The sequence below is a fragment of the Marinobacter confluentis genome (genome assembly GCF_004785685.1).
Taxonomy (GTDB): domain Bacteria; phylum Pseudomonadota; class Gammaproteobacteria; order Pseudomonadales; family Oleiphilaceae; genus Marinobacter; species Marinobacter confluentis.
Genome location: NZ_SRPF01000004.1, coordinates 179,801 through 206,328, shown reverse-complemented (window position 1 = coordinate 206,328; position 26,528 = coordinate 179,801). Strand labels below are relative to the sequence as shown.

The window sequence follows — 26,528 nt, the reverse complement described above, 5'->3', positions numbered from 1 at the left end:
GGTAACCTTAGCGGCTGACGCCATTGCTGAAAACACGACCTGTGGTTTAAGACTCAGGTAGGGCAACCGTGAACCGCACACCGCCGTTTTCATTCGCCGCCTGAATTCTGCCGCCGTGATGCTCGGCAATCAGCCGGGCGATCAGCAGTCCCTGGCCCAGATGGCCTTCGTGGCTGGAGGAGCGAACGGATACGAATGGGCTGAAGATGTCTTTGGCCAGTTCTTCCGGCAGCGCCGAGCCTTCGTTGAACACACTCAGCAAAAGGTATTTGCCATCCCTTCGCAGGCTGACCTCGATCAGGCCGCTCTCCGGCGTAAAGTCCCGGGCGTTATCCACCAGCTTGTCCAGCAACTGCACCAGCAGCTCCGGTGAACCATTGTAGCGAACGCCTTCCTGCGGGCCCTGGTAACAAACCCGGAAATCCGGGGCCAGGCTCTGGTAAGCCTGGGTGGTCTGGGCGCACACATCCGCCAGATCAAAGGCTTCTTTTTCCGCGTGGTCCAGGCTCTGTTCCAGGCGAGCGGCCTCGCTCATGCCATGCAGTATCTGGCTCAGGCGGTCGGTGGCGGCTTTTGCCCGGGCCAGGTAGTTGTCCCGGTCTTCCTCGCGGGTGCTCTGGCTCAGGTTTTCCAGGGACGAGCGCACCACAGCGATTGGGGTTTTAAGTTCGTGGGACAGGCGTTGGGAAAAGCTTTCCAGGTAGTGGGTGTAGCCATGTAGCCGTTCAGTCAGGTGGGTGAACTGGCGTGAAAGGTCGCCAAGCTCGTCTTTGGCCTTGACCGGTGGCAGGGTTCGCAGCAGGCGGCCGTCTTCGTCAATGCTGGCGCTGACGGCTCTTTGCAGCCGGGTAATGCGCCAGGACAGCCAGCTGGCGTACCCAAGCAGCACCAGCATCAGGCCTACCAGCAGCAGCGAACTGCGGGCGATCACCGAGCCCAGGGTGCTGCCGGAGAGCGTCAGCATCTGGTCCAGGGATTCTTCAAGCACCAATGTGCGGCCATTGGCCAGGCGTTCGGTCGCCAGCAGATAAAGGTCGCCGTTGTCGTGTCGCACCAGGCCCTGGCTGGGCAGGTCACCGGGCGCGAACTGGCGCGCCTGGTCGCGAATCAGAACCGGGTCAGGCTGGTAGGCTCTGACCAGTGCCCGCAGGCCATTCAGGCTGATGCGCTCGAGAATCTGCACTGGTGTCAGGCTGTCAAAGTCGGGAATCTCCCGGGTGGGCGGCTGGGTCTGCCGGGCGATTACCCAGCCTTCCGGTTCCAGAATCCAGGCGTTCTGGCCGGGGGCAATCAACTGTTCAAGTGTCTGTTCCAGTGAGGCAATACGGCTGATCAGCCGGGAATGAGTGTATTCATACAACACCGGATTTGCCTCCCCTGCCTGGTCGGTCCCGATATTCTTTGGGCCGGTCAGGCGAAAGCCAAAGACAGCGCCCTGGTCGGGGCGAGGCAGAAGCAGTTCCAGCTGGTGGCCATCGTTGCTCGCAGATTCCCATTTTCCGCGGATACGGTAGTCCCGTTCGCCGTCCAGGCCGGGAATAAGGGCGTTTACATTGCCCCGGCCGGTGCTGGGCAGGCGCCGTTCGATAACGCCTTGCTCTTGTTCCAGAAAAATCTGCAGCTCATCGAAAGGCCGGCCTGGCCGTGAGGGGTCGTAAATATGCTGTCTGCGGTTGTAAATGCGGACCAGCAGGTAAAGATTTCCACCCTGCACGGCCACCCGCCAGTTCAGGGTGCCATCACCGGGTAGGCTTGCCGTTCCCTGCCAGGGCTGGTGGTCATGCTCTTCGTCATAGTCGGGCCAGTCATAACCGAAGCCATCCAGATTCAGGGGGCGGTTAAGGGTCGGGGCATAGGTCACTGGTCCGGGGGCCGGTTGGCGGTCCAGCACGCTGGCCTGGTTATCGATCAGGTTGGCCAGTTTGCCAGCCTGCTGCTCGAGCCCGGTGGCTGCCTGTTGGCGCAGGGCGGTGTCCAGTTCCAGAACAAACTGCAGGCCTGCCCAGGGGATGATCAGCATCAGCAGGCTGGCGATAAAAAGCTGGCGCTTGAGGGTCACGAATCAGGCCTCATGGGCGTTCCAGCGGTAACCCATGCCATAGGCGGTGTGAATGCCATCGAAATCACTGTCCACGCCCTGGAATTTCCGGCGAATGCGCTTGATGTGGGAAGTCACGGTGTTGTCGTCCAGCACAGTGCTGGCGGCGTCCATCAGCTGGTCACGGCTGCGCACATGGCCGGGGTGCTGCACCAGGGAATGCAGCATCCAGAATTCGGTGACGGTCAGTTCGATGGCCTGGTTGTCCCAGTGGGCGGTCATGCGGTCCACGTTCAATGTCAGGCGGCCACGATTCAGTACTTCGTCCGGCTGCTTCAGCGCCTCGGCCCAGGCGTCGGCCCGCCGGAGCAGGGCGGTCACCCGTGCCAACAGGTGGTCCAGGCTCATGTCCTTGGTGACGTAATCGTCAGCCCCCAGGCGTAGCCCGTGTACCGAATCGATGTCGCTGTCCCTGGCGGTCAGGAAGATGATGGGCAGGGTGGGGGACAGCTGGCGCAGGTCCTGACACAGGGTAAAGCCACCTTCCGGCTCGTCGCCCAGGCCCACATCGATAATGGCCAGATCCGGCAGCCGGGTGCGCATGGCCTGGTAGGCACTGCTGCGGTCGCCGTAGGCGGAGACCTGATAACCCCGACGTTCGAACGCATCCCGGTAGTTTTCCCGAATCGCCGGTTCATCTTCGATTAGCACGATATGACGTTTCATAACCCCTGGCTGACCTCTTTTGATGACAGGCTCCATTTAACCACGGTGCGGTGCCAGAACAAGGGCAACCAGCCCCTTCGCCACAATTCATCATTATTCATCGGGCAATCTGCCCGTTTCTGGCACCGGATGGTCCTTTCCTGACGTTGAAATAGCAAACAGTCGCTCTTGCATCCGAGCATTCGTTTTCTGGCTCAATAAGGAACTGAATCCATGTTGCCAACATACTCATTATCAGGACGGTCCAGACCTGCACCAGGGATTTCATCAAGGCATGCGCGCCGGATCATGGAGGGGATTTCGCTCTGGCTGGCGGTGCTGCTGTTGCTGTTTGTGCATCCACTCTATGCGGAGGCTTCCGAGTCTGGTCGTGAGAACGCGGGCGAACTGAGGTTTGTGGACGACCAGGGTCGCCATCTGGAATCGGCGACCCTGATGAATGCCGACTATCAGGTGAAAGTGACTGGCCTGGTGGCGGATGTAGAACTGAAGCAGACCTTCCAGAACACCAGCCAGCAATGGCGGGAAGCGGTGTACGTTTTCCCGCTGCCGGAAAAGGCCAGCGTTTACGGCATGACTATGACCTCCGGTGAACGTCGCATTGTCGGCGAAATCCGGGAAAAGTCGGTGGCCAAGAAAGAGTATGACACGGCCAAGAGTGAGGGCCGCAAAGTGGCCCGGGTGGACCAGCAGCGTCCCAACCTGTTTACCACCCACCTCGCCAACATTCCGCCGGGGGAATCCATAGCCATTGAGCTCAGCTATCAGCAACCGGTGCGCTACCAGTCCGGCGAATTCGACCTGCGCATTCCCACCACCATCACGCCACGTTACATGCCGGGTGAAATCGTTCACGACGGCCCGAAAAGCTGGCAGAGCGGATGGGCAATGCCTACCACCGACGTACCAGACGCGGATCAAATCAGTCCGTACACGGTATTGCCACAGGATCTGGGGCCTGGTAGTCATCAGGCAACCGTGTCCATGAGTATCAGAGCCGGCCTGCCGGTGAGCCGCGTCAGCAGCCCCAGTCATCGGCTGACCAACACCTGGAATGGCAATACCGTGGAGGTAAAAGCCGAAAACGGGCACTTCAGCATGGACCGTGACCTGATCGTGCGCTGGGCGCCGACACGGGGCATGGCCCCTTCTGCCGCAGTCTTTCAGGAGCAGTGGCAGGGGGAAAACTATCTGATGGCGATGATGATTCCGGGTCTGGAGACCCAGCAGCAGGTAGCTCGGGAGCTTGTGTTTGTGATCGACACATCCGGCTCCATGGCGGGGGAATCCATACGCCAGGCAACCCAATCGTTGCTACGCGGGCTGGAAACCCTGGGTCCGGACGACACCTTCAATGTCATCCAGTTCAACAGCCAGACCGCCTCCCTGTTCATTGACCCGGTGCCTGCCGACGGCAACTACCTGGCCCGTGCCCGCCGCTATGTGGGCAATCTGGCAGCGGATGGCGGCACCGAAATGGCGCCAGCGCTGGACGCCGCCCTGAACCGTCGCGGTTCTGAAACCGCCGACGGTGTGCAGCGCCTGCGGCAGGTGGTGTTCATCACCGATGGATCGGTTGGTAACGAGTCAGCGCTGTTCCAGCGCATCAAGCAGCAACTGGGAGACACCCGGCTGTTCACCGTGGGCATTGGGTCTGCCCCCAATATGCACTTCATGCGCGAAGCCGCCCGTTTTGGCCGGGGCACCTATACCTCGATCAACAGCACCTCGGACGTCGAACGGCCGCTGGACGAGCTGTTCGGCAAGATGCAGTCGGCGGTGCTCACTGATATTCAGGTGGACTGGCCGGACGCTGGCGCCAATCAGAGCGCACAGCCTCAACGTATCGGCGATCTGTTCCGCGGCGAGCCGATGATTCAGGTGGTTCGCGGCCAGGCCGCGCAGGGGGAAGTGCGGGTATCCGGGCGCCTGCCGAATGGCAGTGTCTGGCAGCAGTCGCTCGATCTGGAACAGGCGGCCAGTGGCAAGGGGCTGCATCGGGTTTGGGCCCGGCAGAAAATTGATGGCCTACTGGATGCGCGCACACTGGGCAGGGATCAGAGTGAAGACGGCCAGGATCAGACCAAAGAAAAGGTGACCGACCTGGGTATTCAGCACCAGTTAATAACCCCCTACACCAGCTTTCTGGCGGTGGATAAAACGCCGTCCAGGCCGGTGGATTCGTTGCTGGCCTCGGACAACGTCCCCACCTTGCTGCCTGCCGGTTCCGACGCGGGCATGCTGCGCTACCCGCAAACTGCCACCGTGGCGCCACTCCTGCAGGCGCTGGGGCTTCTGGGGCTGGTGTTTGGCGCAGCCATCACTCTGCTGAAGAGGAGGGTTTGCCCATGAAACACCTTGGTCTGTTGGTCACCGTTTTATCGTTTACCGTTCTGGCGTTTGGCCTGTGGATTCCATTCAAGGCTCTGGTCGCCCAGGAACTGCTGGCACTGGCCTGGGCCGAAACCCAGGCGCGGCAGATGCAGGTTCGTCCCTGGCCCTGGGCGGACACCTGGCCTGTAGCGCGGCTTAATTTCCAGAGCGATAGCCTGCAGTCCCTGATCGTGCTCGACGGCGCCCACGGTGAAAGCCTGGCCTTCGGGCCTGGCCAGGTGTTTGGCGACCAGATGAATGCCGGGCCAACCGTCATCGCCGGTCACCGGGACACGCATTTCAGCCATCTCAGACATCTGGGCCCTGGCAGCTCACTGGAACTGCAGAGCCGTGATGGGCAGTGGCGTCGTTTCCGGGTGACCGACACCCGGGTGGTAGACAGCCGTTTTGAACAGATCAACACCAGTGCGCTGCCCAGGGATGCGTTGCTTCTGGTCACCTGCTATCCCTTTAATGGCCTGGAGGCGAATGGCCCACTACGCTATGTGGTAGAGGCAAAGGCCGTCCCTGAAGAGCTGGTGGCGGCAGTTGTCGAACGCTGAAAATTGCGTACACTTGTGCGCCTGAAACTGCGGCAGGGTAGAGTCTGGTGGAAAGAATCTAATGGGATTGCTGAGGAAATTTCTGGCCTGGTTGAGCGTTCTGGTGATCTGCCTGTTCGGTCTCCTGTTTTATCTTGTGCGCCCCTTTAACCCCGATAACAATCGTTATCTGGCGTGGGTCATATCCCGGGTCGGCCGTGCCCTGCTGGGGATGCAGTGCACGGTCACCGGCAGAGAGAATATTCCACGGGACAGGCCCACCGTGGTCATTGCCAACCATCAGCACAATGACGATCTGTTCATGCTGGGAGGGCTGTTGCCCCCACGTACCGTCACGGTTGGCAAGAAAGCGCTGATCTGGGTGCCCTTTTTTGGCCAGGTCTTCTGGCTTGGTGGTAATGTCATTATTGACCGTAGCCGCTCCAACAAGGCCGTTGCTGTTATGCGCGCGACTGCTAACGCCATCAGTAAAGAACGAAAGAGCCTCTGGGTTTTTCCGGAAGGCACCCGCAGCCGAGGTCGCGGTTTGCAGGCGTTCAAAAAAGGCGCCTTTCATACCGCGGTAGCCGCCGGGGCTCCGATCACCATGGTGTGTGTCAGCCAGTACCAGGACAAAACCATCGGCTGGAGCGGTCGCCGGGAGCCCGTTGCTATTCACGTGCTGCCGCCTGTTGAGACCGCCGGGCTCACCGCCGACGACATTCCCCGGCTGATCCGTGAATGCCATGACGCCATGGCAGCAACCATCGACTCCATCTCTCCGGCCGCCCGATAACACGCAAGGGCGGGCTGAATAGCTTGATGCGGGGTCTGAAAACGGGCAGTCTTTGCTGGTCACTCAAGGGGGAAGGCTATGAATCTGATTCTGTTTCTGATTATTGGCGGTGTCGCAGGCTGGCTTGCGGGACTGATCATGAAAGGTCGGGGCTTTGGCGTGCTGGCCAATATCGGTATCGGTATTGTCGGTTCTGTTCTGGGCGGTTTCGTGTTCCGCCTGCTCGGGCTGGCTGCGCAGGGCGCAGTGGGTGAGTTGGTAACCGCGACGGTTGGTGCGGTACTTCTGCTTGCTGTGGTGAGCGCTATCAAGAAGGCCTGATAATGATCGTTCCTGTTACTGCTGTATTTGCAGCGGCCCTCGGGCTGTTGCTGCTGGTTCTTTCCCTGCTTGTTGTCCGCTACCGCCTGAAGTTCAAACAGGGGCTTGGGGTGAGCGAGGATATTGATTTTCAGGCCGCGGTCCGCGCCCAGGCCAATCTGGTGGAATACGCCCCCACTGGTCTGATCATGCTGGCAATAGCCGAATTGAATGGGGTGTCCGGCACCTGGATCTATTGGACGGGTCTGGGCTTTGTGGTTGGGCGCCTGCTGCATGCATTCGGCATGGTGAATGGTCGTGGCGGGCCCCACATGGCGCGCATGGTCGGCATTCTGCTGACGTGGCTCGCCATTGTGGTCCTGGCCGTCTTACTGATCTGGAACGTTTATCAGGTTTACGGCTAGAGTCTGTACGGGCCCGTTTTACAGGGCCTGTGCCATATCCATGTTCAGGTATTGCAGTTCAAGGCGCCGGTTGGCGGCGTGGTCTTCGGGCCTGGCCAGTGGCCGTTCGCTGCCCCAGCCGCTGATGACAATCTGATTTTCCCTGGCGCCTTCGTTCAACATCAGTTTGGCCGCGCTGCTGGCCCTGAGTCTTGATAGAAACTCGTTGTATTCCCCAACACCGAACACATCCGCGTGGCCGTGAATGTGAACACAGGCCCCCGGGTTGTGCTTGAGCCAGAGTGCATGCTGGCGGAGCAGAGCCTGATCTTCCGGGTTCAGGCGGTGCTGGTTGAATCCGTAATGAAAGCGCAGGCGATGCGGACGTTTCGGGAGGCTATCAGTGCCGGTATCAGGTAACTCGCTTGCTGGCATATCCATGCCCGCCGCAAAGCCGGTTCGCGACATCAGTTCCGGGTGATCAAGTACAAGTACAGTCATGGTAAATTCCTTTAAGACTCAGGCTGTTCTTCTTATTGTCCCGGGCATCATTAGTGCTGCCCGGGACAACCGCAATAAGCGATTGGTCGAAAGATTATGGGGTCTGTCCGGTTAGTGTGTCGGAGCGCCCAATGTTCTTACGCTTTCGCTTCATATTTATTACACCGCGAAAAACAGGCCATGCTGTGGTAAAAAGCTGTTCTGCTGAGGCGAATAATGATGAATTGTGACAACCCATGCTGCTGATCCCTGCTGAAAATGCCATTAACTGGAAGCGCCCTCCCTGGATGACCCTGGGGCTGATGCTTGCCTGCTTCCTGATGTTCGTGTTTTACCAGAGCGACGACGAGCGGCTGTATGGCGAAGCAATCGAGGCTTACCTTGAAGCCGATCTGCAGTCCCTTGAAGCCCCGGCCTACGAGGATTACCTGCAACGGAAGATCCGCCTGGACGGCCAGGACGACCTGGTTTCCAGATTGCAGGACTTCAATGCCCTGCAGGAACAGAACGAACAGGGCTGGATTGCGGTCACTCTGCTCTTTGATGCCGAGTTTTACCAGTATCTTCTCAGTAACCGCGATGTAATCTGGGCGCCAGCACAGCGACAGGCGTGGACCGAGCAGCGCAGCCAGATTCAGCAACAGTACGTTGACCAGTTGAGCAGCAACCAGTTGGGGCTGATTCCCGCTGAACTCTCCCTGTACACCCTGATCACCTACCAGTTCCTGCATGGCGGCTGGGGGCACCTGATCGGTAACCTGGTTTTTCTGTTCCTGCTGGGCTTTACCGTCGAAAAAGCGCTGGGCAGCGCCCGTTTTCTGATGGCCTACCTGTTCTGCGGTGCGGTTTCCGGGTTGGTGTTTACCGCTTTCTCACTGGGCAGTGCGGTGCCGCTGGTAGGCGCTTCGGGTTCGATCTCCGGTCTGATGGGCATGTATGTCGCCATTTACGGTCTGCAGAAGATACGGTTTTTCTACTTCGTGGGGGTGTATTTCAACTATTTCCGCGCCCCCGCGCTGGCCATGCTGCCGGTCTGGCTGGGCAAGGAAATCTATGACTACTGGTTTGCCGGTGCTACCGGTATTGCCTATATGGCCCATGCCGGTGGCCTGGTGGCCGGCGCGGGGCTGGTGTGGCTACTGGGCAGAAGCTGGCTGCAGGTCAAAGAGGAATTTTACGAACCCGCGGAAACCGAGCAGGACGAACGCTTCACCACCGGCTATGCCCAGGCCATGGCCAGCCTGGGCCGGATGGAATTTGACCTGGCCCGGCGCCAGTTCGAGGCGCTGCGGGCGCATTACCCGGACCGCACGGTACTGCTGGAACACCTTTACAAGCTGTCCCGGTTGCGCCCGGACCTGCCGGCCTATCGCGACTACGCCCGGGAACTGATGAACGAATCACTGACCCGGCGCCAGCCGGAGCGCACCATTGAAGTGTGGGCCGAATACATGAAGGCAGGTGAGAGCCACGCCCCACTGGACCCTGAGGACCACAACCGGGTTCTGTTTACCTGCCTGAAGAACGATGACCTCAAATCTGCCGAACGGGCTTTTGAGCGCCTTCGCAGTGCTGGCGACAAAGCCCTGGCGGGGGAAGCGTGCCGACTGCTGGCAGAGGAGTTCGAGAAGCGCCAGGTAACCCCGAAAGCCCGTCATTACCGGCAGTTGATGGCTAACGGGGTCTGACGTTGAATCATTCAACGCTGAACGAGGCTTTTGGTCCTTTCAATGGCTCCCGGTTCTGCGCCTGCTGAAGATAAACATCAATCTGTTCGTGCAGCGGGTGGTTCCCGCATCGTTTTTTGACAAAGGTCAGAAACGCTGTCGCCTTCTCCCATTGCCCAAGGCCATTGGCCAGGGCCTGGGCAGCAGTCAGATAGGCCTGTGGCAGGCTTTCGCTTTCCGGGAAGCGCTTGTGGAAATCCTGTAGCAGTTTCAGCGCGGGTTTGAACTGGCCGCGATGGTAGAGTGTTTGGGCGCAGTGTACCGCAAGCTGGGGATCGTCCAGCCGGAAACCGGGCTCCACTTTTTCAAGGGTTGTTAGCAGCCCGGCCATGGTGTCGCCATCGTTCCGGTCGGCCAGCATGGTCAGCAGGCGCGGGTGGTAGCGGTATAACTCTTGTTGGTCGTTGCGGGCGCTCAGCAGAGCGTGAAGCTGTTCCAGCCTGTGAGCATTCGATGGGTCACGTTTCAGGCTTTCCTTCAGCATCGACTGTACCCGGTCGTAATTGCCGTCTTTCAGGTTCATGTCGATATCAGCGTCAAACCGGTGGGTGCGGTCCCGTCCCTGCATCTCAGCCACGCTTTCTTCATCCTGATGATCGCTGGCAAAGCCCAGCTCTTCCTGGTACTGGAATAACAGATAGCCCAGCATGTGAAACAGCATCAGCGTAAAGGTACTGTTGAGGAAGCCTGCCACGATGTTGGCCATCTGCGGTGCGAAGTGGTTGAAGGCAAATTCCTGGGCAGCGCCGGAAGCAACGGACAGCAGAATCAGATAGCCGTAAAGCAGAAAATAAGGGCTGCCGATGCGGGAGATCAGCACCGCAAGGTTCATCGGGTTGACGGCGGCAGCCACCGAATGCTCCATCGCCAGCACCATGACGCTCGCGGGCAGGGCGAGCACCACCAGCGCCAGAACAACCAGCATCAGCACTGGCCCGCCGACCATCATGGCGGCGCTGACCAGCGCAAACATCAGGATGAAGACCAGTAGCTGGAGAATGACAATGTCGAAGCCGCTGCCGCTGAAGGCAACCGACACCGGGGGCGGTTTCATATGCCCCTCAGCGGTGTGATTGATCACCGCGTAGGTATATTTCAGCAGGGCAATGGCCAGCACCAGCCAGACAATCAGCCCTACAATACTGTTGGTGATCAGTAGTGGCACCAGGGTGCAGATGGCAATAACCAGAAGCGGGTCAGTGTGGAACGGATATCGGAAAAAGGCGCCGATCCGGTTCCAGAAAGGTACGGCTTCGGTCGCCGCCCCAAGGTAACGCATGGCGCGACTGCATTTCGGGCACAGGGCGTGCTGTTTACGCTGGTCTGCATCGGGCATGCAGCGGGAACAGAAGTGGATCTGGCACTCGCCGCAATGCCATTTTGCGGGGTCGCCCGGGTGGTAATCGCAATCGTGTTTCACAGTGGGTCCGGCTCGAATGGGTCTTTGGGTCCTGAACTGCAATGATGGCAGATGGCAGGCCCGGTCACCAGCCACCAGCGGTCCGCTGCGGGATGGCCGTCGTATCTTTCCGCCTGACTTTATGAACAGGAGGCTGTTTGGAACAGGCAACAGAACAGAGCAGACCCCGGGACCAGGCTGCTGGCGAAACAGAACAGCCATACACCTGGCGAAGTATTCTATCGCTGGCCCTTAAGCACAAGCCAAGGTTGGTCAGGGCCAATCTGCTGGCGATCCTGGCGACGGCTGTCAGCGTCCCGATTCCGCTGTTGCTTCCGGTACTGGTTGATGAAGTGCTGCTGGATGAGTCCGGCCCGGTGCTGCCCTTCATGCAGGCGTTTCTTCCCGAAGCCTGGCACACGCCTGTTGTCTACATCAGCCTGATGGTGCTTGCGGCGTTTTTACTGCGTTTGCTGGCTCTCAGCTTCAACGTGCTGCAATCCCGGGAGTTCTCAAAGATCTCCAAGGACGTGGTGTTCCGCATTCGATCCCGGCTACTGGGGCGCCTTCGCCGGGTTGCCATGTCGGAATATGAAACCCGGGGCTCCGGTGGCATTACCAGCCACTTCATCACCGATCTGGACACCATCGACCAGTTTCTGGGCACCACCATCAGCCGCTTCATTGTCGCCAGCCTGACCGTCACCGGCACGGCCTGCGTGCTGGTCTGGGTACACTGGCAACTAGGGCTTCTGATACTGCTGTTCAACCCACTGGTGATTTTCCTGACCATGCTGATCAGCAAACGGGTAAAAGAGCTCAAACGCCAGGAGAACAGCGCCTATGAAGATTTCCAGGGCGACCTGACCGAAACCCTCGATGCTATCCATCAGCTTCGCGCCGCCAACCGGGAAGGCCATTACCTCCAGCACCTGGTATCCCGGGCCCGGGTAGTGCGTGATCATGCTGTCCAGTTCGAATGGCGTAGCGACGCGGCCAGTCGGGCCAGTTTTGCGCTGTTTCAATTCGGGGTAGACACCTTCCGGGCGGCGGCCATGGTCACGGTGCTGCTCAGTGATCTGAGCATCGGCATGATGTTCGCCATTTTCGGCTATCTCTGGTTCATGCTGACGCCGGTTCAGGAAATGCTGAATATGCAGTACGCCTGGTTCGCCGCCAACGCCGCGCTTGGCCGGATCAACCGGCTGCTGGACCTGAAAGAGGAACCGCGCTATCCCGCCCTGGAAAACCCGTTTCGCGATAAGCACACGGTGGATCTGGAACTGCGGAATATCCATTTCAGCTACGGCGAGGAATCGGTGCTAAACGGCATTGATCTGCACGTCAGGGCTGGCGAGAAAGTTGCCGTTGTCGGCGCCAGTGGCGGCGGCAAGTCCACGCTGGTGCAGGTGATTCTGGGGCTCTACACGCCCCAGCAGGGGGAGATACTGCTCGGCGGCGTGCCGGTACAGCGCATCGGTTTGCCCTGCCTGCGGGAGCATGTGGCCACGGTGCTTCAGCATCCCGCGCTGTTCAACGACACCGTCCGTCAGAATTTGACGCTCGGCCGTCAGAAGGGCGACGAAGCCCTTTGGCAGGCTCTTGCGATTGCTCAACTGGACCAGACCGTCGCGGATATGCCGGATGGCCTGGACACCATGATCGGCCGACAGGGCGTGCGCCTCTCCGGCGGCCAGCGCCAGCGCCTGGCCATTGCGCGCATGGTACTGTCGGACCCGTCGGTGGTGATTCTGGATGAAGCCACTTCCGCCCTGGACGCGGAAACGGAATATCAGCTGCACAAGGATCTGGAAGCCTTCCTGAGCCAGCGCACAACCCTGATTATTGCGCACCGGCTGAGCGCGGTAAAACAGGCAGACCGTGTCTATGTTTTCGAAGACGGGTATATTAGTGAAGAAGGGCATCACGACGAACTCATTGCCCGTCAGGGTCTGTATGCGCAGCTATACGGTGATCGCCAGGCCTGACCGCCATTCATTCTACCTATAACGAACATTCACCGCCTGTAGTTGAACTCTCATCATTCGGTGCAATAGTTGTAGGAACGGAAGAAATCACAGGAGGCATCCCATGTCGAAGCCCACTCTCAGCAAAGACAGTCTCGGTACCTTGTCCAGCCTCGACGCTGGTGGTAAGACTTTTCATTACTACAGCTTGCCAAAGGCTGCAGAAACCCTGGGTGATCTGAACCGGCTGCCGTTTTCACTCAAAGTTCTGATGGAAAACCTGCTGCGCAACGAAGACGACACGACCGTCGAGCGCAAGCACATCGACGCCATGGTGCAGTGGATGAAAGACCGGCGCTCGGACACCGAAATCCAGTTCCGCCCGGCGCGGGTACTGATGCAGGATTTCACTGGTGTGCCGGGCGTGGTTGATCTGGCCGCCATGCGCGCAGCGGTGGAGGAAGCGGGCAAAGACCCCGCCATGATCAACCCGCTGTCGCCGGTGGACCTGGTGATTGACCACTCGGTGATGGTGGACAAATACGGTGATCCCAGCTCGTTCCGGGATAACGTCGACATCGAGATGGACCGCAACGAGGAACGCTACGAGTTCCTGCGCTGGGGCCAGCAGGCGTTTGATAACTTCCGCGTGGTGCCGCCAGGTACTGGCATCTGTCACCAGGTGAACCTGGAATACCTGGGCAAAACCGTGTGGCAGAAGGAAATCGAGGGCAAAAACATCGCCTATCCGGACACCCTGGTAGGCACCGACTCCCACACCACCATGATCAACGGCCTGGGCATTCTGGGTTGGGGCGTTGGCGGCATCGAGGCCGAAGCGGCCATGTTGGGGCAGCCCGTCTCAATGCTGATTCCCGAAGTGGTCGGCTTCAAGATGACCGGCAAGCTGCGCGAAGGCATCACCGCCACCGATCTGGTGCTCACTGTCACCGAAATGCTGCGCAAGAAAGGCGTGGTGGGCAAGTTTGTTGAATTCTACGGCGACGGCCTGAAAGAAATGCCGGTAGCTGATCGGGCGACCCTGGCCAATATGGCGCCCGAGTATGGCGCCACTTGCGGCTTCTTCCCGGTAGACGAGCAGACCATAGATTACATGCGCCTGACCGGCCGTGAGGAAGAACAGCTGGAGCTTGTGGAGGCTTATGCCAAAGCCCAGGGCCTGTGGCGCGAGCCCGGCCATGAACCGGTGTACACCGATTCCCTGGAACTGAATATGGATGATGTGGAAGCCAGCCTTGCCGGGCCCAAGCGCCCTCAGGACCGGGTTGCACTTCGGGATATGAAATCCTCATTCGAGCTGTTGATGGAAACCGCAGAAGGCCCGGCCACCTCTAGAGAGGGCGAGCTGTCATCAGAAGGCGGGCAGACTGCGGTCGGCATTGAAAAAAGTTACGAGCATGCCGCCAGCCAGCCGCTGGAAATGAAAGGCCAGAAAACCCGGCTGGACCCGGGTGCAGTGGTGATCGCCGCGATTACGTCCTGCACCAACACCTCCAATCCCAGCGTGATGATGGCCGCCGGCCTGATTGCCCAGAAAGCGGTGGCAAAGGGTCTGAACACCAAACCCTGGGTCAAAACCTCACTGGCGCCCGGCTCCAAGGTGGTGACGGATTACTTGCGGGTCGGCGGCTTCCAGGATGATCTGGACAAGCTCGGCTTCAACCTGGTGGGCTACGGCTGCACCACCTGCATCGGTAACTCCGGCCCCCTGCCGGACGAGGTGGAAAAAGCCATCAACGATGGCAACCTGACGGTCGCCTCGGTGCTGTCCGGTAACCGCAACTTCGAGGGCCGGGTGCACCCCAACGTGAAAACCAACTGGCTGGCGTCACCGCCCCTGGTGGTGGCCTTTGCGCTGGCGGGTAACGTCCGCATCGACCTGTCCAAGGATCCTCTGGGCACGGACAAAGACGGCAACCCGGTCTACCTGAAAGACCTCTGGCCCAGCCAGCAGGAAATCGCCGAAGCGGTCGAGAAGGTCAAGACCGACATGTTCCACAAGGAATACGCCGCGGTGTTCGACGGCGATGAAACCTGGCAGGCCATCAAGGTGCCGGAAAGCAAGGTGTACGAGTGGTCCGACAAGTCCACGTATATCCAGCATCCGCCTTTCTTCAAAGGCCTGAAGGAAGAGCCGGACGCCATTGAGGACATCAAGGACGCGAATATTCTCGCGATGCTGGGGGATTCAGTGACCACTGACCATATCTCCCCGGCCGGTTCCTTCAAGCCGGATTCTCCGGCAGGGAAGTACCTGCAGGAAAACGGTGTCGAGCCCAAGGATTTCAACTCCTACGGTTCCCGCCGTGGTAACCACGAAGTGATGATGCGCGGCACCTTTGCCAACGTGCGCATCAGGAACGAAATGCTGGACGGCGTGGAAGGGGGTTACACCAAATTCGTGCCCACTGGCGAACAGATGCCGATCTACGATGCAGCCATGAAGTACCAGGAGCAGAATACGCCCCTGGTGGTTATTGCCGGCAAGGAATACGGCACCGGCTCAAGTCGGGATTGGGCCGCAAAGGGCACCCGCTTGCTGGGTGTACGCGCTGTGGTGGCCGAATCCTACGAGCGGATTCATCGCTCCAATCTGATTGGCATGGGCGTAATGCCTCTGCAGTTTCCCGAAGGAACGGATCGCAAGAGCCTGAAGCTGACCGGTGAGGAAACCATCAGTATTGAAGGACTGTCCGGGGAAATCGAAACCGGCCAGACCCTGAAAATGACCGTGAAATACAAGGACGGCTCCACCCAAACCTGTGATCTGAAATCACGGATTGATACCGCCAATGAGGCGGTGTACTTCAAGCACGGCGGCATTCTGCACTATGTGGTGCGGGAGATGCTCAAGTCGGCCTGATGTTGGCCGTCACATCCGAAACCCGGTGGGCGTGCTCACCGGGTTTTTTCGATGGGAAGCTCCAGCCAGAATGTTGCACCGGCGCCCTCAATTGACTCGAAGCCGACATCACCGCCCATCTGTGCCATGATTTCTCTGGTAATGGCCAGTCCCAGGCCAGTCCCGCCCTTGCTGCGGGTTGCCGAGCCGTCGGCCTGCGCGAATTTCTCGAATAGCCGTGGTTTGAAGGCTTCAGGCACACCTGGCCCCTGGTCAGTGACGGAAATGCGCAGCTTTTGCCCCCATGGTTCAACGGACACCTTAACAACGCCGCCTTTGGGCGAGAACTTGACGGCGTTGGACAGTAAGTTGGTCAAAGCCTGATTTATCCGGACCCGGTCAGCCCTCACTTTTGCTTCCTTGACGCTGTCTTTTATATTGACTGAAATCTGCGGGTCATTCGCGTAGCTGAATTTTTCCACCGACTCCTCTATGAGTGCCAGAGGCGGCTCTGGCTGGATAGTCATCACCAGCTTGCCTGAAACCAGTTTTTCCATATCCAACAGGTCGTCTACCAGGTGCTTAAGATGAGTGGCGTTGCGGTAGGCAATCGACGCCATCTGGCCGACTTTATCCGGCAGGTTTCCAAAGGCGCCACCGGCAATGAGGCCGAGTCCCCCGGTGATCGATGTAAGCGGCGTTCGCAGTTCATGGCTGACGGTGGAAATGAACTCGTTCTTCATCCGGTCCACTTTTTTTCGCTCGGAAATATCCTCGACCAGGGTCCAGACCAGGCGCCGTCCGTGACTGTCCCGTATTCGAACTCCCTGAACAAGGGCGGGGAAACCGCTGCCCTTTGAATTCCTGATCTGCAGCTCCAGGGGGCCGAAACGTTCGTCCCGTTCAAGGTTTTCAATCAGCGCTCCGCGGCTGTTGTCGAACTCTTCGGACAACAGCTCATGAAATCCCCGGGACATCAGGGCCTGACGGTTGAAACCGGTAGGTTTGAGTAATGCATCGTTTACGTCCAGAAAGGTTCCTGACTCGTAGTCGATCAGGGCGATACCAATGGGCGAGAGTTCGAACAGGCGACGCAGTTGGGCCTCGCTTTCCTTCAAAGCCAGTTCTACCCGTTTTTGATTGTCGATATCCGCGATGTATCCGTGCCAGATGATGCTGTCATCCGGCATGCGCTCAGGCACTGCTTTGCCCTCGACCCAGCGCCATTCACCAGCCGAGTGTTGGGACCGAACCCGGTATTGATCCTGCCAGATGGACAGCGTTTTTGCAGAGTGGTCGATGCTAGCCGCGACATCAGCGACATCATTGGGGTGAATCTGGTCAAACGCTGCCGACGCATCTTCCCGGACTTCGTGGCTCTCCACGCCGTAAATGTCCCGGATGTGTGGGCTGGAAAACGGAAACGCAGAACGTCCATCCGGCCAGAGCTGAAATTGATAGAGCATGCCAGGGGTCTGATCCACCAGTTTGGTCAGCATCTGAAAACTCTGTTTACGCTCAAGAACACCGGCGACCCAGCGGGCGAGGAGTGTGACGAACGTGACTTCGGTATCGGTAAACGGCGTTTTACGCGGCTCAGGTGATGAGAAATTCAGCGTGCCGAAAAGCTGATTCCGAACAAAGATGGGGGCAGCAACATAGCTTTCGAGGCCAAAATGATCGTAGCAGGGGTGGTGTCGATTGATGGATTCGGCCATGTGGTTGATGGCCAGGCTCTCGCGTGTCTGAAGTAGCAATGAGCAATAGGTGTGCTCAAGAGGAAAGCTGACGTTCGGCGCCAGGCCGGAATCGTCTGGCGCGATAAAATAACGCACGGAATAGACCCGGCTGGTGATCTCGCTGACAATCGCTATGGGCAGTTTCAGGAACTCGGACGCCAGCCGAAGTGCTTTCCCAATGCGGATATCGTCGTCTGGTTCCTGATCCAGTGCCAGCTCGTTCAGGATCCCGAAGGCCGAATTCTGTTGTTGAATCCGCTCCAGGTTTTCTTTTTCTTTGGTGATGTCGGCATGGGTGCCAAACATCATCAGGGGCTCACCTTTGTCGGTCCATTCCATTACCTGGCCGCGGTCGTGCACCCATACCCAGTGACCGTCTTTATGTCGCATCCGACATTGGAAGTCATACTCGGGTAGGCGTCCGGCGAAATGTTCATTCAGCATGTGCTCCGACCCGGCAAGATCATCGGGATGGCCCAGGGCCAGCCAGGTTTGAATGCTGACGGGTTCCAGCTCCTCCAGCCGGTAACCGCAGATATTGGCCCATCGTTCATTAAAAACGGTGTCGCCCGTCTGAACGTTCCACTGCCAGGTGCCGATCCTCGTGCCCTCAATAACAGCGCGGCTCCGGCGTTCGCTTTTTTTTAACTCGGTCAGGTATTCGGATGCTTCCTGATTCTCAATCTCCAGCTCGATGCAGTCGGCAATATCCCGCAGCATTCGCTGCTCTTCTTTGTCAAAACGTCTTGGCGAGCGATCGATGACACAAAGGGTGCCCAGTCGGAACCCGCTTCTGTTGCGAAGGGGAGCGCCCGCGTAAAAGCGAATGGAAGGATCGCCTGTGACCAGAGGGTTGTCGCGAAATCGGTCGTCCTCATGGGTATCTTCAACGACGAGGAGTTCGGACTGATTGATTGCATGGCCGCAAAACGAGATGTCCCTTGGCGTTTCTGCCACCGCAAGTCCCACACACGACTTGAACCACTGACGATCCCGGTCGACCAGCGTGACCAGAGCAATCGGAGTTCGAAGCGCAGCTGTCGCCATTCGGGTAAAACGGTCGAAGCGCTCCTCGCTCTGGGTGTCCAGAAGTCTGGTGGCATCGACGGCTGACTGTCGGTCTAATTCGTTTGCAGGCCAATCCGGTGTTTTCATTCCTTCGATCCTCCGGTCTTTTCGACTGGGAACTCTACCCAGAAATGTGCGCCGTGATCGTTGTAGGCGCCGATCTGGCCGTTCATTAGCGTTGCCAGCTCGCGGCAGATGGCCAGCCCCAGACCGGTTCCTTTTGAGGCCCGTTTCGTGCCGGCTTCGGCTTGTGAGAAGCGATGGAACAAATGCGCGTGGAAATTTTCCGGTACTCCGTCGCCCTGGTCGGTGACCGTCAACCGGATTCGGTTTTCTTCTTTTTCGGTAGCTTCCAACCGGACTTGTCCCCCAGGGGGCGAGTGTTTAATGGCATTGCTGATGAAGTTGTCCAGAATCTGTCGCAGCCGGTGGGCGTCGGTCGCCATGTTCAACCCTGAATCACAGTGTGCCACGAGCGTTACTTTGCGCACCTGTGCCGTGGTCTGGTTTTCATGAATTGCCTGCGTGACAATTGGCGCCAGGGGCTGGGCCTTCATGGTCAGTTGCATTTCACCCGCGTTGAGTTTGTTGAAATCGAGCAGATCGGAAATCAGCAGTTGAAGGCGCTGACCATTGCGTAAGGCTCGTGCGATCATCTCAGCGACCTTATCCGGCACGCTGCCCAGGGTCCCGGAAGAGATCAGCTTGAGCGCGCCGTTCAGTGATGTCAGGGGCGTGCGCAGTTCATGGCTGACGTTGGAGATAAAGTCGTCCTGCATCCGGATCGTGGCATCACGTTCATCCTGTAAACGATTAAATGCCTGCGCCAGGTTGCGAACCTCCGGCGGCCCGGTTTCCTCCACCCGGGCCGATGTGGTGCCAGCCGACGACATGGTGCGGATACGCTGTGTCATGCGGTCCAGTGGTCTCATGGCTGAATGGGTGACCAGGTACGTCAGCGGAACCATTAGGCAAACGATCAGCAGGCTGGCGACCAGAAACCGGTTGAAGGAGTCGATGGCCGGAGCCTTGGCAAGCTCCTTGGGCACCACCCGGATAAACAGCCAGCCCAGGCGCTCCAGATGGCTGGTGGCGAAGATAAGCGGGTCACCGCTTTCCGCCGTGACTTCACCAAGACCAAGGCCTGACATGGCGGCGTCAATGAGTGGGCTTTCACCGGGGTTCGGAAGTGGTTGAATATCGCCGATGGCCCTGTGTTCCGGTGACTCTACGTACAGAAAGTTCTGGGTATCGATGACCAGAAGCTCTGCTTTCTGGCGGCGGCTCATGCGCAAAGCGTCAGGCGGTATAAGGTTGGTTTCGTTCAGATCAATACTGCCGGATATAAAACCCAGCAGATCACCCGCATCGCTCTGGATGGGAGCGACAAACGATAGCAGCGGCACCCCGGTTGTACGCCCGATGATCGGTTTGCTGATGACCGGCTGCCGGGTTCTTATGGCCTGTTTAAAGTGATCACGGTCGGCGTAATTGGTGCCGATTCGATTGGGTACAAAGGTATCTTCGGCAATCGCAGTGGTCTGTCTATCAAGAATCAACAAGCCGTTTGAAAACAATGCAGTTAGGGCAGACTGGCGCCCGAGCAACTGTTCGAGACGTTTCTGGGATAGCAGGTTTTCACCATCTGTGAGTGACGTACCGAAGGCTTCCAGCATGGACAGGCGCATTTGTAGGCTCTGGCTGACCTGGCTGGAAACGCGCTCTGCCTGGTAAGTTTGTTGTTCAATCAGGGTGGTTTCAAAGTCCTGGCTCAGGGCCCGATAGGCGGTCATTGCCACGGCCAGCACAATGGCCAGGCTGAAACAGGTGCTGATGATGGCCAGGCGGCTGCTGACACTGATCGAAAATCGTTGCAATTCCGGGTATCCCGATAGCGCTTACAGAAAAAAGTTGCTTTCATCGCAGAATAGCCGAAAGCTAGTGAATAGTTTGTAAAATTGGGTGTCTAAAAAGTTGCCATGTCCGATGTTATAACCAGTAACGTCAGCGCAAAACTGGATGGTCTGCGGCAAAGGTTCAGAGAAAAGGCTGTCCACGAATTTGAGGTGCTCTGTAGCATCGGTCAGGCTGTGGCATCACAGACAGCCGATTGTGAGCAATTGGCCCATGCCGATCACAGCCTCCATCGTCTGGCGGGTTCTGCAGGCACTTTCGGGTTCTCCAGTCTGGGCGAAGAAGCCCGACGGCTTGAACTGCTTGTTAAACCGGCTGTCGATCTCTGTAAAACTGGCGCCGATTCGGGCCTGGCAAATTTGGACGACGAAATGGCCCGAGACTTCGGCCAGCGTTTGCAGAGTTTGCAGGATTTTCTCGACGCTGGAGGGGAGCCCACCACACGGGTTGTTGCCAAGCCCCCCGAGAGTGCCTCTAACGAGCCTCTGGTGCTGGTGATTGAGCCCGATGCAGCGCAAGCTGACAATCTTGTCTCTGGCCTGGGTCTTTATGGATACCGGGTACAGCTGGTCGAGGATCTACAACAGTGGCAGGCGGGCTCTGCGCCGACACCGCCGTTGGTCATTGTTCGAGATCAGGTATTTCTCGCCGGAGGCGGCCGGCTCAACGAGACCTTCGCCGATCTGCCAATCGTCTGTATTGGTGCCACCGACTGTTATCGTCACCGTTACGCTCTGGCCAATGAGGGAGCCGATGCCTTCTTCTGTGAACCGTTGAATTTGCCTCTGTTTGCCAACCATCTGGACAATTTGCTTACCGATCGGGCCGACGCTGAGAGCGGTCGGGTGTTGATTGTTGATGATGACCAAGAGTTGATGGAGCATTACAGTCTCGTGTTATCCGCTGGAGGCATTCGGGTAAAGACGGTCATCGGGGATCCAGGCCTGTTGTTACCGGCGCTGTCAGAGTTCAGGCCCGATATTCTGTTAATGGACCTGCAAATGGAAGACATCTCGGGCATGGCCCTGGCGCGCATGCTCAGGTTTGAGCCCGAATGGCTCAGTCTGCCAATCATTTATCTATCCGCAGAAAGCGACCGTGAGAGACAGCTGGAAGCTCTGGCCCGGGGTGGCGACGATTTTCTGACCAAACCTTTGTCGGATTCCTTTCTGTTAAGGACCATCCGCGTTCGCTGTTACAGGGCCAAACAGCTGAATAATCTGGTGTCCCGTGACAGCATGACAGGGTTGCTCAAACATTCGCTGGTTAAGTCCGAGGCGGCAAGTGAGCATGCCCGCTGCGAGCGCATGGGCTACGATTCCGCAATTGCGATGCTCGACCTCGACCATTTCAAGCGGGTGAACGATTCCCATGGCCACCGGGCGGGAGACGTCGTGATCAAGGGTCTTGCGAACCTGTTGCGGCGCCGCCTGCGGAAGACCGACGTCATCGGCCGTTATGGTGGCGAGGAATTCATGGTTGTGCTTCCGGATTGCCCCATGGGCCAGGCTGAACTGCTCTTGAACGACGTCTGCAAAGACTTTTCAAAAATCGCGTTTGAGGGCAAGTCCGGTGAATTCAATGTTTCCTTGAGCGTAGGCCTGGCAAGTCTGGCCAGTTACGGTCACCCGGAAGAGGCCATTGAAGCCGCCGACAGGGCGCTTTACGAACGTAAACGGTCCGGGAGAAATGGCGTGACAGTGGCTTTCCAATGAAAGTTCTGATCCTGGAAGATGACGAGCTGATTGCGGATCTGCTCGAGACTGTTGTGTCTGGTCTTTATGCGGGCGCGGAAATCCAGCTTGCAGGCCAGTTATCAGACGCACTGGATTGTTGGGAGAAAGCGGCTGCCGATCTGGTTATTGCCGACTGGAACCTGCCCGATGGTTCCGGGCTCAGCCTTATCAAGGCTGTAAGGCGTGTAAGTCAGTCGGTACCGGTGGTCATGATTTCGGGCCGGGCCGATCGGGAGTCGATTCTGGCCGCAGCCAATCTTGGCATCAACAGCTATATCAGCAAACCGTTCACTGTTGAGCTGGTTCATCAACGGCTGGGAAAGCTCATTGATCCCGCCTCGGTAACCGATATCGGCCTGCCGACGCTCGAGGAGCGGTTGGCGTCTGCGGCCGAAGCGGGTGTTCAGATGTCGGGTTCGGTTGACGCTGGAACGGTGCTGGCCCTGTTTCAACGCCAAGATGACCTGACGCCGGGGCAGCTTGCAGAGCGCTGGAAACAGGACGCTGCGCTTACGGCAAAACTGCTGGACGTGGCCAGCCGCTCCTCATTGAAACGTTCCGGCCAGCCGGTTCAGAGCCTGAAAGATGCGATTACAACGATCGGCGTGCCGATGGCACTGAACCAGGCGCTGGCGCTGTCTATGGACATGGCGGGTCAGCTTCCGGATGGGCGATTGAAAACACTCGCCCGGGACTATCAGCAGCAGGCCGAACAGGTAGCGCTTCAGGCTCAGCAGCTGGCGGCAAGACTGGGCGAGCGTGGCGAACTGCATTTTACCGCAGGGCTTTTAAGCCGGGTTGGCGAAATGGTGGTGCTTCGAGTGATCCAGCAGCATCTGGAATCCGGCGAATCCTTGAGTGATGACCAGATACGCCAGGCGGTGAGTGGCTGGTCCCAGACCCTCGGTAACCGGGTGAAAATCCAGTGGCGCCTGTCGCTCTCGCTGCGTGAATTGGTGGGCGCCATCTATCTTCTGCAGAGCGACGCGGTATCCAGAGACCGGTTGATCATGAGGGCGGCAGCGTTGAAAGCCGCTGGTGAGGAAAATACTGAGCAGTGCCGCCGGCTGATGCGCCGTCTGGGATTTGCCGAATCTGACGAACAGGACAAAGATGATGCAGGTTGAAGCTCTGGAGCGGATCATGCTGGTCGAGGACGAAGAGGATATCCGGGCGGTGGCCGAAGTGGCCCTGGAATCGGTGGGCGGTTTTACTCTGAAAACATGCTCCAGCGGACACGAGGCTCTGGAAGCCATTGAAAAGTTTGCACCCCAGCTGGTGATACTGGACGTCATGATGCCCGGTATGGATGGCCCTGAAACCTTGCGGGGCATTCGCGAGCTTGCGGATTTTGCTGGAACGCCAGCGGTGTTCATGACGGCCAAAGTCCAGTCCGACGAGATTGCCAGTTATCTGGCCGAAGGCGCCGTGGATGTCATTCCCAAGCCTTTTGACCCCATGACCCTGGCGTCGCAGATTCTGGAGATCTGGCGATCATCCCGATTCATCGGTTAAGCTAGCGCGGTTTCTTTAGCTGGTTTCCCCCATATTTCGTATGAAAGGTTCAGCCTATGGTTTCCGATGAGTCCCGGGAAGAGCTCCTCGCCAAGCTCAATCTCGAAACTTCGCAGATAAAATGGCGAGACCTGCAAACCTACTTCGCCCGGGGTCATGTGGTGCGGGTAGCCCCGGCACTGGACCTGCTGGCCGTTGCGGCTGAGCTGACGGCGGACAACAAGGTCCAATTTGAGCAGTGGATGTCCGCCGGCCAGGTGGGCGAGGTCACCCCGGATCATGCCCGGCACTGGTACGAACAGGATTCGGAGTTATGGGCTGTGGTGGTAGCGCCCTGGGTACTGGTTCAGGACCGCAATGACCACATCCTGCACTGATGGTCGGCTGATGCGTTCATGCTGACCGGGGCGCTGCTGATTCTGGCGCCACTCTTCTTAGGATTCGCCCTTCGCCTGGAAAATCGCCGGGCCATGACGGTGATTCACTACCTGGTTGAAGGCCTGGTGTATTTCATACTTGGCCTGCTGGGGCTGGGTCTTGGCCAGATGAGCGGGCTGGCGGATCAACTGGCCGGTATGGCGGTGCAGGTGTCGCTGCTGGTGCTGGTGCTGCTGGTTGCCAATCTTGCAGGGCTCTGGCTGTTGCACCAGTTCCAGCCTATGACGCCGGACCAGTCTGCCCCGGCGGTGTCCTCGGGTTATCGTCGGCTGTTTCTGGCAGGGCTGAAGCCGCTGCTGGCAGTCCTGGCTGGAGTTGTCGCCGGCTACTGGCTGTTGCCGGACCTGCCCCTGGCTGAGGATCTGGCGACTGCCATGCTGATGCTGCTGCTGTTACTGATCGGGTTGCAGCTGCGTAACGCCGGGCTGTCTCTACGCCGGTTGCTGTTCAATCGCCATGGACTGGGCATTGCCCTGGCCCTGGCGGTCAGCTCACTGGTTGCTGGCCTGGTTCTGGTGCCGGTTCTGGATACCGGTCTGTATCAGTCGCTGGCGCTGGCTTCCGGTTTTGGCTGGTATTCACTATCAGGGATCGTGATTGGTGATGCGCTGGGTCCGGCCTGGGGTGGTGTGGCGTTTCTCAATGACGTCATCCGGGAAATCATAGCGCTTGCCATCATTCCGCTGCTGATCAGCAAACGACCCGCCATGGCCATTGGGTATGGCGGCGCCACGGCGATGGATTTTACCCTGCCCGTCATCCGCAGCAGCGGTGGCCTGGCCTGTGTGCCTGTGGCCATTGCTTCCGGGTTCATTCTTTCGTTTCTGTCACCGGTGCTGATGGCGGTGTTTCTGTCCCTGGCGGCCTGAAAGGTACCTTTGCGGACAGAGTCACCGCTTTGTTCCACTGATCGCACAACCGTTTCACGGCGCTCAGCGCATCCAGCAACTGGTCGGCGGTTGCTACTGGCAGCGTGTGCTGAACCATCATTGCAAGCACGGCCGATTTCAGCCGTTGGTATTCATCAGCGGTTCTGTCTGTTGGCGGTTGTTCGTTGGCACTGCTGTTGACCAGTTCCCGAACGGCGGCCAGGTAACGGTCAATGCCAGACACCAGCGCACCGGGCGTGCCTGTCCGGTAGTCGGTGCGAAGTGCCAACAGGTCCGGCGCAAGGCTGGCAGCCTCGGCCAGATAACGACAGGTTCGAACGTTGGTGGCCAGCGTGCTCACCGCCTCTTCACTCATGCTGCCGGTGCGCACCCTGGAGATATAATCGATGATGGCATCGTTGAGCCGCTGCGCGGCCTCTGCTTGTGATCGCAGCTGGGCGGGTGGAAGTTCCGGTTGCTCCAGGCTGGCCTTGAGCAGAATAGCCGTCATGCCGAATAATCGTTTCATCTCAAGCTGTGTTGCTGACCGTGCCAGATCGGGGGTGGTGACCAGGGTGTTGTCCAGGTAACGGGGCTCTGCGTTGTCTTCTTCCCGCCCACGGAACAGTCTGCTCAGGTAGTGAGACAGCTGGCGGGTAAACGGCAGCATCAGCACTGCGCCCAGGACGTTGAACAGCGTATGGAACAGGGCCAGCGACAGGGCAGGGTTGGCCTCAAGCTCCAGCGCATCCGCCAGCCAGTCGACGAGCCATAGCATCGCCGGAAGAATCATCACGGCAAGCAGGCCGGTCACGGCATTGAAAAGAATATGCCCCAGTGCCAGCCGTCGGGCATTGGCAGTTGCCTTGAGTACGGAGATGGCAGCGGTGGAGGTGGTTCCAAGATTGGCACCGATGACGGCCGCCGCCGCGCTTTCCAGGGTCAGGAGATTGCCTGCGGCGGCGGTCAGAATCATGGCCAGTGCGGCACTGGAAGACTGGGTTAGCAGGGTTGCGAGAAAACCGCCGAGAATAAAAACCGGAAGGCCATAATTCCGGGCAAAAAAAGCGTCGCTGCCCAGCCCCGCCGTTAAACCGTCCAGCGATTCCTTGAGCAGCGCCAGCCCGAGGAAAAACAGCGCGAAACCGGCGATGGCCTTGCCTAGGGCCCGATAGCGCGAGGACGTGGCCGCCAGTTTGAGGGCAACACCCAGGGCCAGCATGGGCATGGCAAAGGCTTCAATGCGGAAGCCAAAGCCGACGAAACTGACCAGCCATCCGGTCATGGTGGTGCCAACATTGGCACCGAAGACGACGCCCAGGGACTGGGTCAGGTTCAGCAGGCCGGCATTGACAAAACCGATGGTGGCCACTGTTACCGCACTGGATGACTGCACCACGCCGGTGATCAGCACCCCCGCCGCCAGCCCGTGTACTGGGGTGCGGGTCCACTGGCCAAGCAGGTGTTTCAGCTGCTGGCCTGCGAAGCTTTTCAGGCCGTCAGTCATCATCTCCATGGCCAGAAGAAACAGCGCCAGACCACCGAGTATTTCAAAAGCCGATGCCGTCATGATGAAGCCACATGCCCCGGGTAGTGAGAGAGTGTCGTCACCA

20 protein-coding genes are annotated in these 26,528 nt (G+C 58.5%); 13 read left to right on the top strand and 7 right to left on the bottom strand.

The features are described 5' to 3' along the window. Positions 1-46: 46 nt before the first annotated feature. Positions 47-2,059, bottom strand: coding sequence for an ATP-binding protein (locus E5Q11_RS14015; protein WP_135804067.1), 2,013 nt, complete (start codon positions 2,057-2,059; stop codon positions 47-49). A gap of 3 nt (positions 2,060-2,062) precedes the next feature. Further along, positions 2,063-2,764 carry a proteobacterial dedicated sortase system response regulator gene (gene pdsR, locus E5Q11_RS14010; RefSeq protein WP_135804066.1) on the bottom strand — a complete coding sequence of 234 codons (702 nt, stop codon included), beginning with the start codon at positions 2,762-2,764 and terminating at the stop codon, positions 2,063-2,065. Between the two features lie 288 nt (positions 2,765-3,052). Here pdsR and E5Q11_RS14005 point away from each other — a divergent pair, with 288 nt between their 5' ends. From E5Q11_RS14005 to E5Q11_RS13985, 5 genes are all read left to right on the top strand, one after another. Then, entirely contained in the window at positions 3,053-5,116 is a 2,064-nt protein-coding gene (locus E5Q11_RS14005) for a marine proteobacterial sortase target protein (RefSeq protein WP_135804065.1), read from the top strand. Continuing rightward, positions 5,113-5,700 (top strand): class GN sortase, encoded by a 588-nt coding sequence (locus tag E5Q11_RS14000; protein WP_135804064.1) that lies wholly within the window; start codon positions 5,113-5,115, stop codon positions 5,698-5,700. Before E5Q11_RS14005 ends, E5Q11_RS14000 begins: the two co-directional genes overlap by 4 nt. Before the next feature lie 61 nt (positions 5,701-5,761). Next, on the top strand, positions 5,762-6,475 hold the full coding sequence (locus E5Q11_RS13995; RefSeq protein ID WP_135804063.1) for a lysophospholipid acyltransferase family protein: 714 nt from the start codon (positions 5,762-5,764) through the stop codon (positions 6,473-6,475). Between the two features lie 78 nt (positions 6,476-6,553). Then, positions 6,554-6,796 (top strand): GlsB/YeaQ/YmgE family stress response membrane protein, encoded by a 243-nt coding sequence (locus E5Q11_RS13990; RefSeq protein WP_135804062.1) that lies wholly within the window; start codon positions 6,554-6,556, stop codon positions 6,794-6,796. 2 nt (positions 6,797-6,798) lie between these two features. Continuing rightward, complete coding sequence (locus E5Q11_RS13985; RefSeq protein ID WP_135804061.1) at positions 6,799-7,200, top strand: MAPEG family protein; 402 nt, start codon at positions 6,799-6,801, stop codon at positions 7,198-7,200. A gap of 18 nt (positions 7,201-7,218) precedes the next feature. Here the strand turns inward: E5Q11_RS13985 and E5Q11_RS13980 are convergent, their stop codons facing one another. After that, a complete protein-coding gene (locus tag E5Q11_RS13980; protein ID WP_135804060.1) occupies positions 7,219-7,680 on the bottom strand; it encodes an OmpA family protein in 462 nt (153 codons plus the stop codon). A gap of 236 nt (positions 7,681-7,916) precedes the next feature. On the opposite strand from E5Q11_RS13980, the gene E5Q11_RS13975 reads away from it, so the two are divergent. Then, on the top strand, positions 7,917-9,368 hold the full coding sequence (locus E5Q11_RS13975) for a rhomboid family intramembrane serine protease (RefSeq protein ID WP_135804059.1): 1,452 nt from the start codon (positions 7,917-7,919) through the stop codon (positions 9,366-9,368). 7 nt (positions 9,369-9,375) lie between these two features. On the opposite strand, the gene E5Q11_RS13970 is transcribed toward E5Q11_RS13975, so the two are convergent. After that, positions 9,376-10,827 (bottom strand): B-box zinc finger protein, encoded by a 1,452-nt coding sequence (locus E5Q11_RS13970; RefSeq protein WP_168215665.1) that lies wholly within the window; start codon positions 10,825-10,827, stop codon positions 9,376-9,378. A gap of 215 nt (positions 10,828-11,042) precedes the next feature. Here E5Q11_RS13970 and E5Q11_RS13965 point away from each other — a divergent pair, with 215 nt between their 5' ends. Together E5Q11_RS13965 and acnA are read left to right on the top strand one after the other, a co-directional pair. Beyond that, the gene (locus E5Q11_RS13965) at positions 11,043-12,794 is read left to right on the top strand and encodes an ABC transporter ATP-binding protein (protein WP_225314933.1); all 1,752 of its coding nucleotides are present in this window, start codon (positions 11,043-11,045) and stop codon (positions 12,792-12,794) included. A gap of 103 nt (positions 12,795-12,897) precedes the next feature. Then, the gene (gene acnA / locus E5Q11_RS13960; RefSeq protein ID WP_135804057.1) at positions 12,898-15,657 is read left to right on the top strand and encodes an aconitate hydratase AcnA; all 2,760 of its coding nucleotides are present in this window, start codon (positions 12,898-12,900) and stop codon (positions 15,655-15,657) included. A gap of 35 nt (positions 15,658-15,692) precedes the next feature. Here the strand turns inward: acnA and E5Q11_RS13955 are convergent, their stop codons facing one another. Both E5Q11_RS13955 and E5Q11_RS13950 read right to left on the bottom strand, forming a co-directional pair. After that, positions 15,693-18,530, bottom strand: coding sequence for a PAS domain S-box protein (locus E5Q11_RS13955; protein ID WP_135804056.1), 2,838 nt, complete (start codon positions 18,528-18,530; stop codon positions 15,693-15,695). Further along, positions 18,527-20,320 carry a sensor histidine kinase gene (locus E5Q11_RS13950; protein ID WP_225314911.1) on the bottom strand — a complete coding sequence of 598 codons (1,794 nt, stop codon included), beginning with the start codon at positions 20,318-20,320 and terminating at the stop codon, positions 18,527-18,529. Before E5Q11_RS13950 ends, E5Q11_RS13955 begins: the two co-directional genes overlap by 4 nt. 102 nt (positions 20,321-20,422) lie before the next feature. Between E5Q11_RS13950 and E5Q11_RS13945 the strand changes: the two genes are divergently transcribed. From E5Q11_RS13945 to E5Q11_RS13925, 5 genes are read left to right on the top strand one after another with little or no spacing between them, the layout of a single operon-like run. Beyond that, positions 20,423-22,072 (top strand): diguanylate cyclase, encoded by a 1,650-nt coding sequence (locus E5Q11_RS13945; protein WP_135804055.1) that lies wholly within the window; start codon positions 20,423-20,425, stop codon positions 22,070-22,072. Continuing rightward, a complete protein-coding gene (locus tag E5Q11_RS13940) occupies positions 22,069-23,220 on the top strand; it encodes a response regulator (protein ID WP_135804054.1) in 1,152 nt (383 codons plus the stop codon). The genes E5Q11_RS13945 and E5Q11_RS13940 overlap by 4 nt, the downstream gene beginning before the upstream one ends. Beyond that, complete coding sequence (locus E5Q11_RS13935; RefSeq protein ID WP_135804224.1) at positions 23,210-23,608, top strand: response regulator; 399 nt, start codon at positions 23,210-23,212, stop codon at positions 23,606-23,608. Before E5Q11_RS13940 ends, E5Q11_RS13935 begins: the two co-directional genes overlap by 11 nt. Positions 23,609-23,664: 56 nt before the next feature. After that, complete coding sequence (locus E5Q11_RS13930; protein WP_135804053.1) at positions 23,665-23,985, top strand: DUF2288 domain-containing protein; 321 nt, start codon at positions 23,665-23,667, stop codon at positions 23,983-23,985. Positions 23,986-24,003: 18 nt separating this feature from the next. Beyond that, positions 24,004-24,915, top strand: coding sequence for a LysO family transporter (locus E5Q11_RS13925; RefSeq protein WP_135804052.1), 912 nt, complete (start codon positions 24,004-24,006; stop codon positions 24,913-24,915). Here the strand turns inward: E5Q11_RS13925 and E5Q11_RS13920 are convergent. Then, positions 24,857-26,485: a Na/Pi cotransporter family protein gene (locus E5Q11_RS13920; protein ID WP_135804051.1), complete on the bottom strand. Its 1,629-nt coding sequence runs from the start codon at positions 26,483-26,485 to the stop codon at positions 24,857-24,859. The two genes, E5Q11_RS13925 and E5Q11_RS13920, sit on opposite strands and share 59 nt — an antisense overlap. Positions 26,486-26,528: the final 43 nt, after the last annotated feature.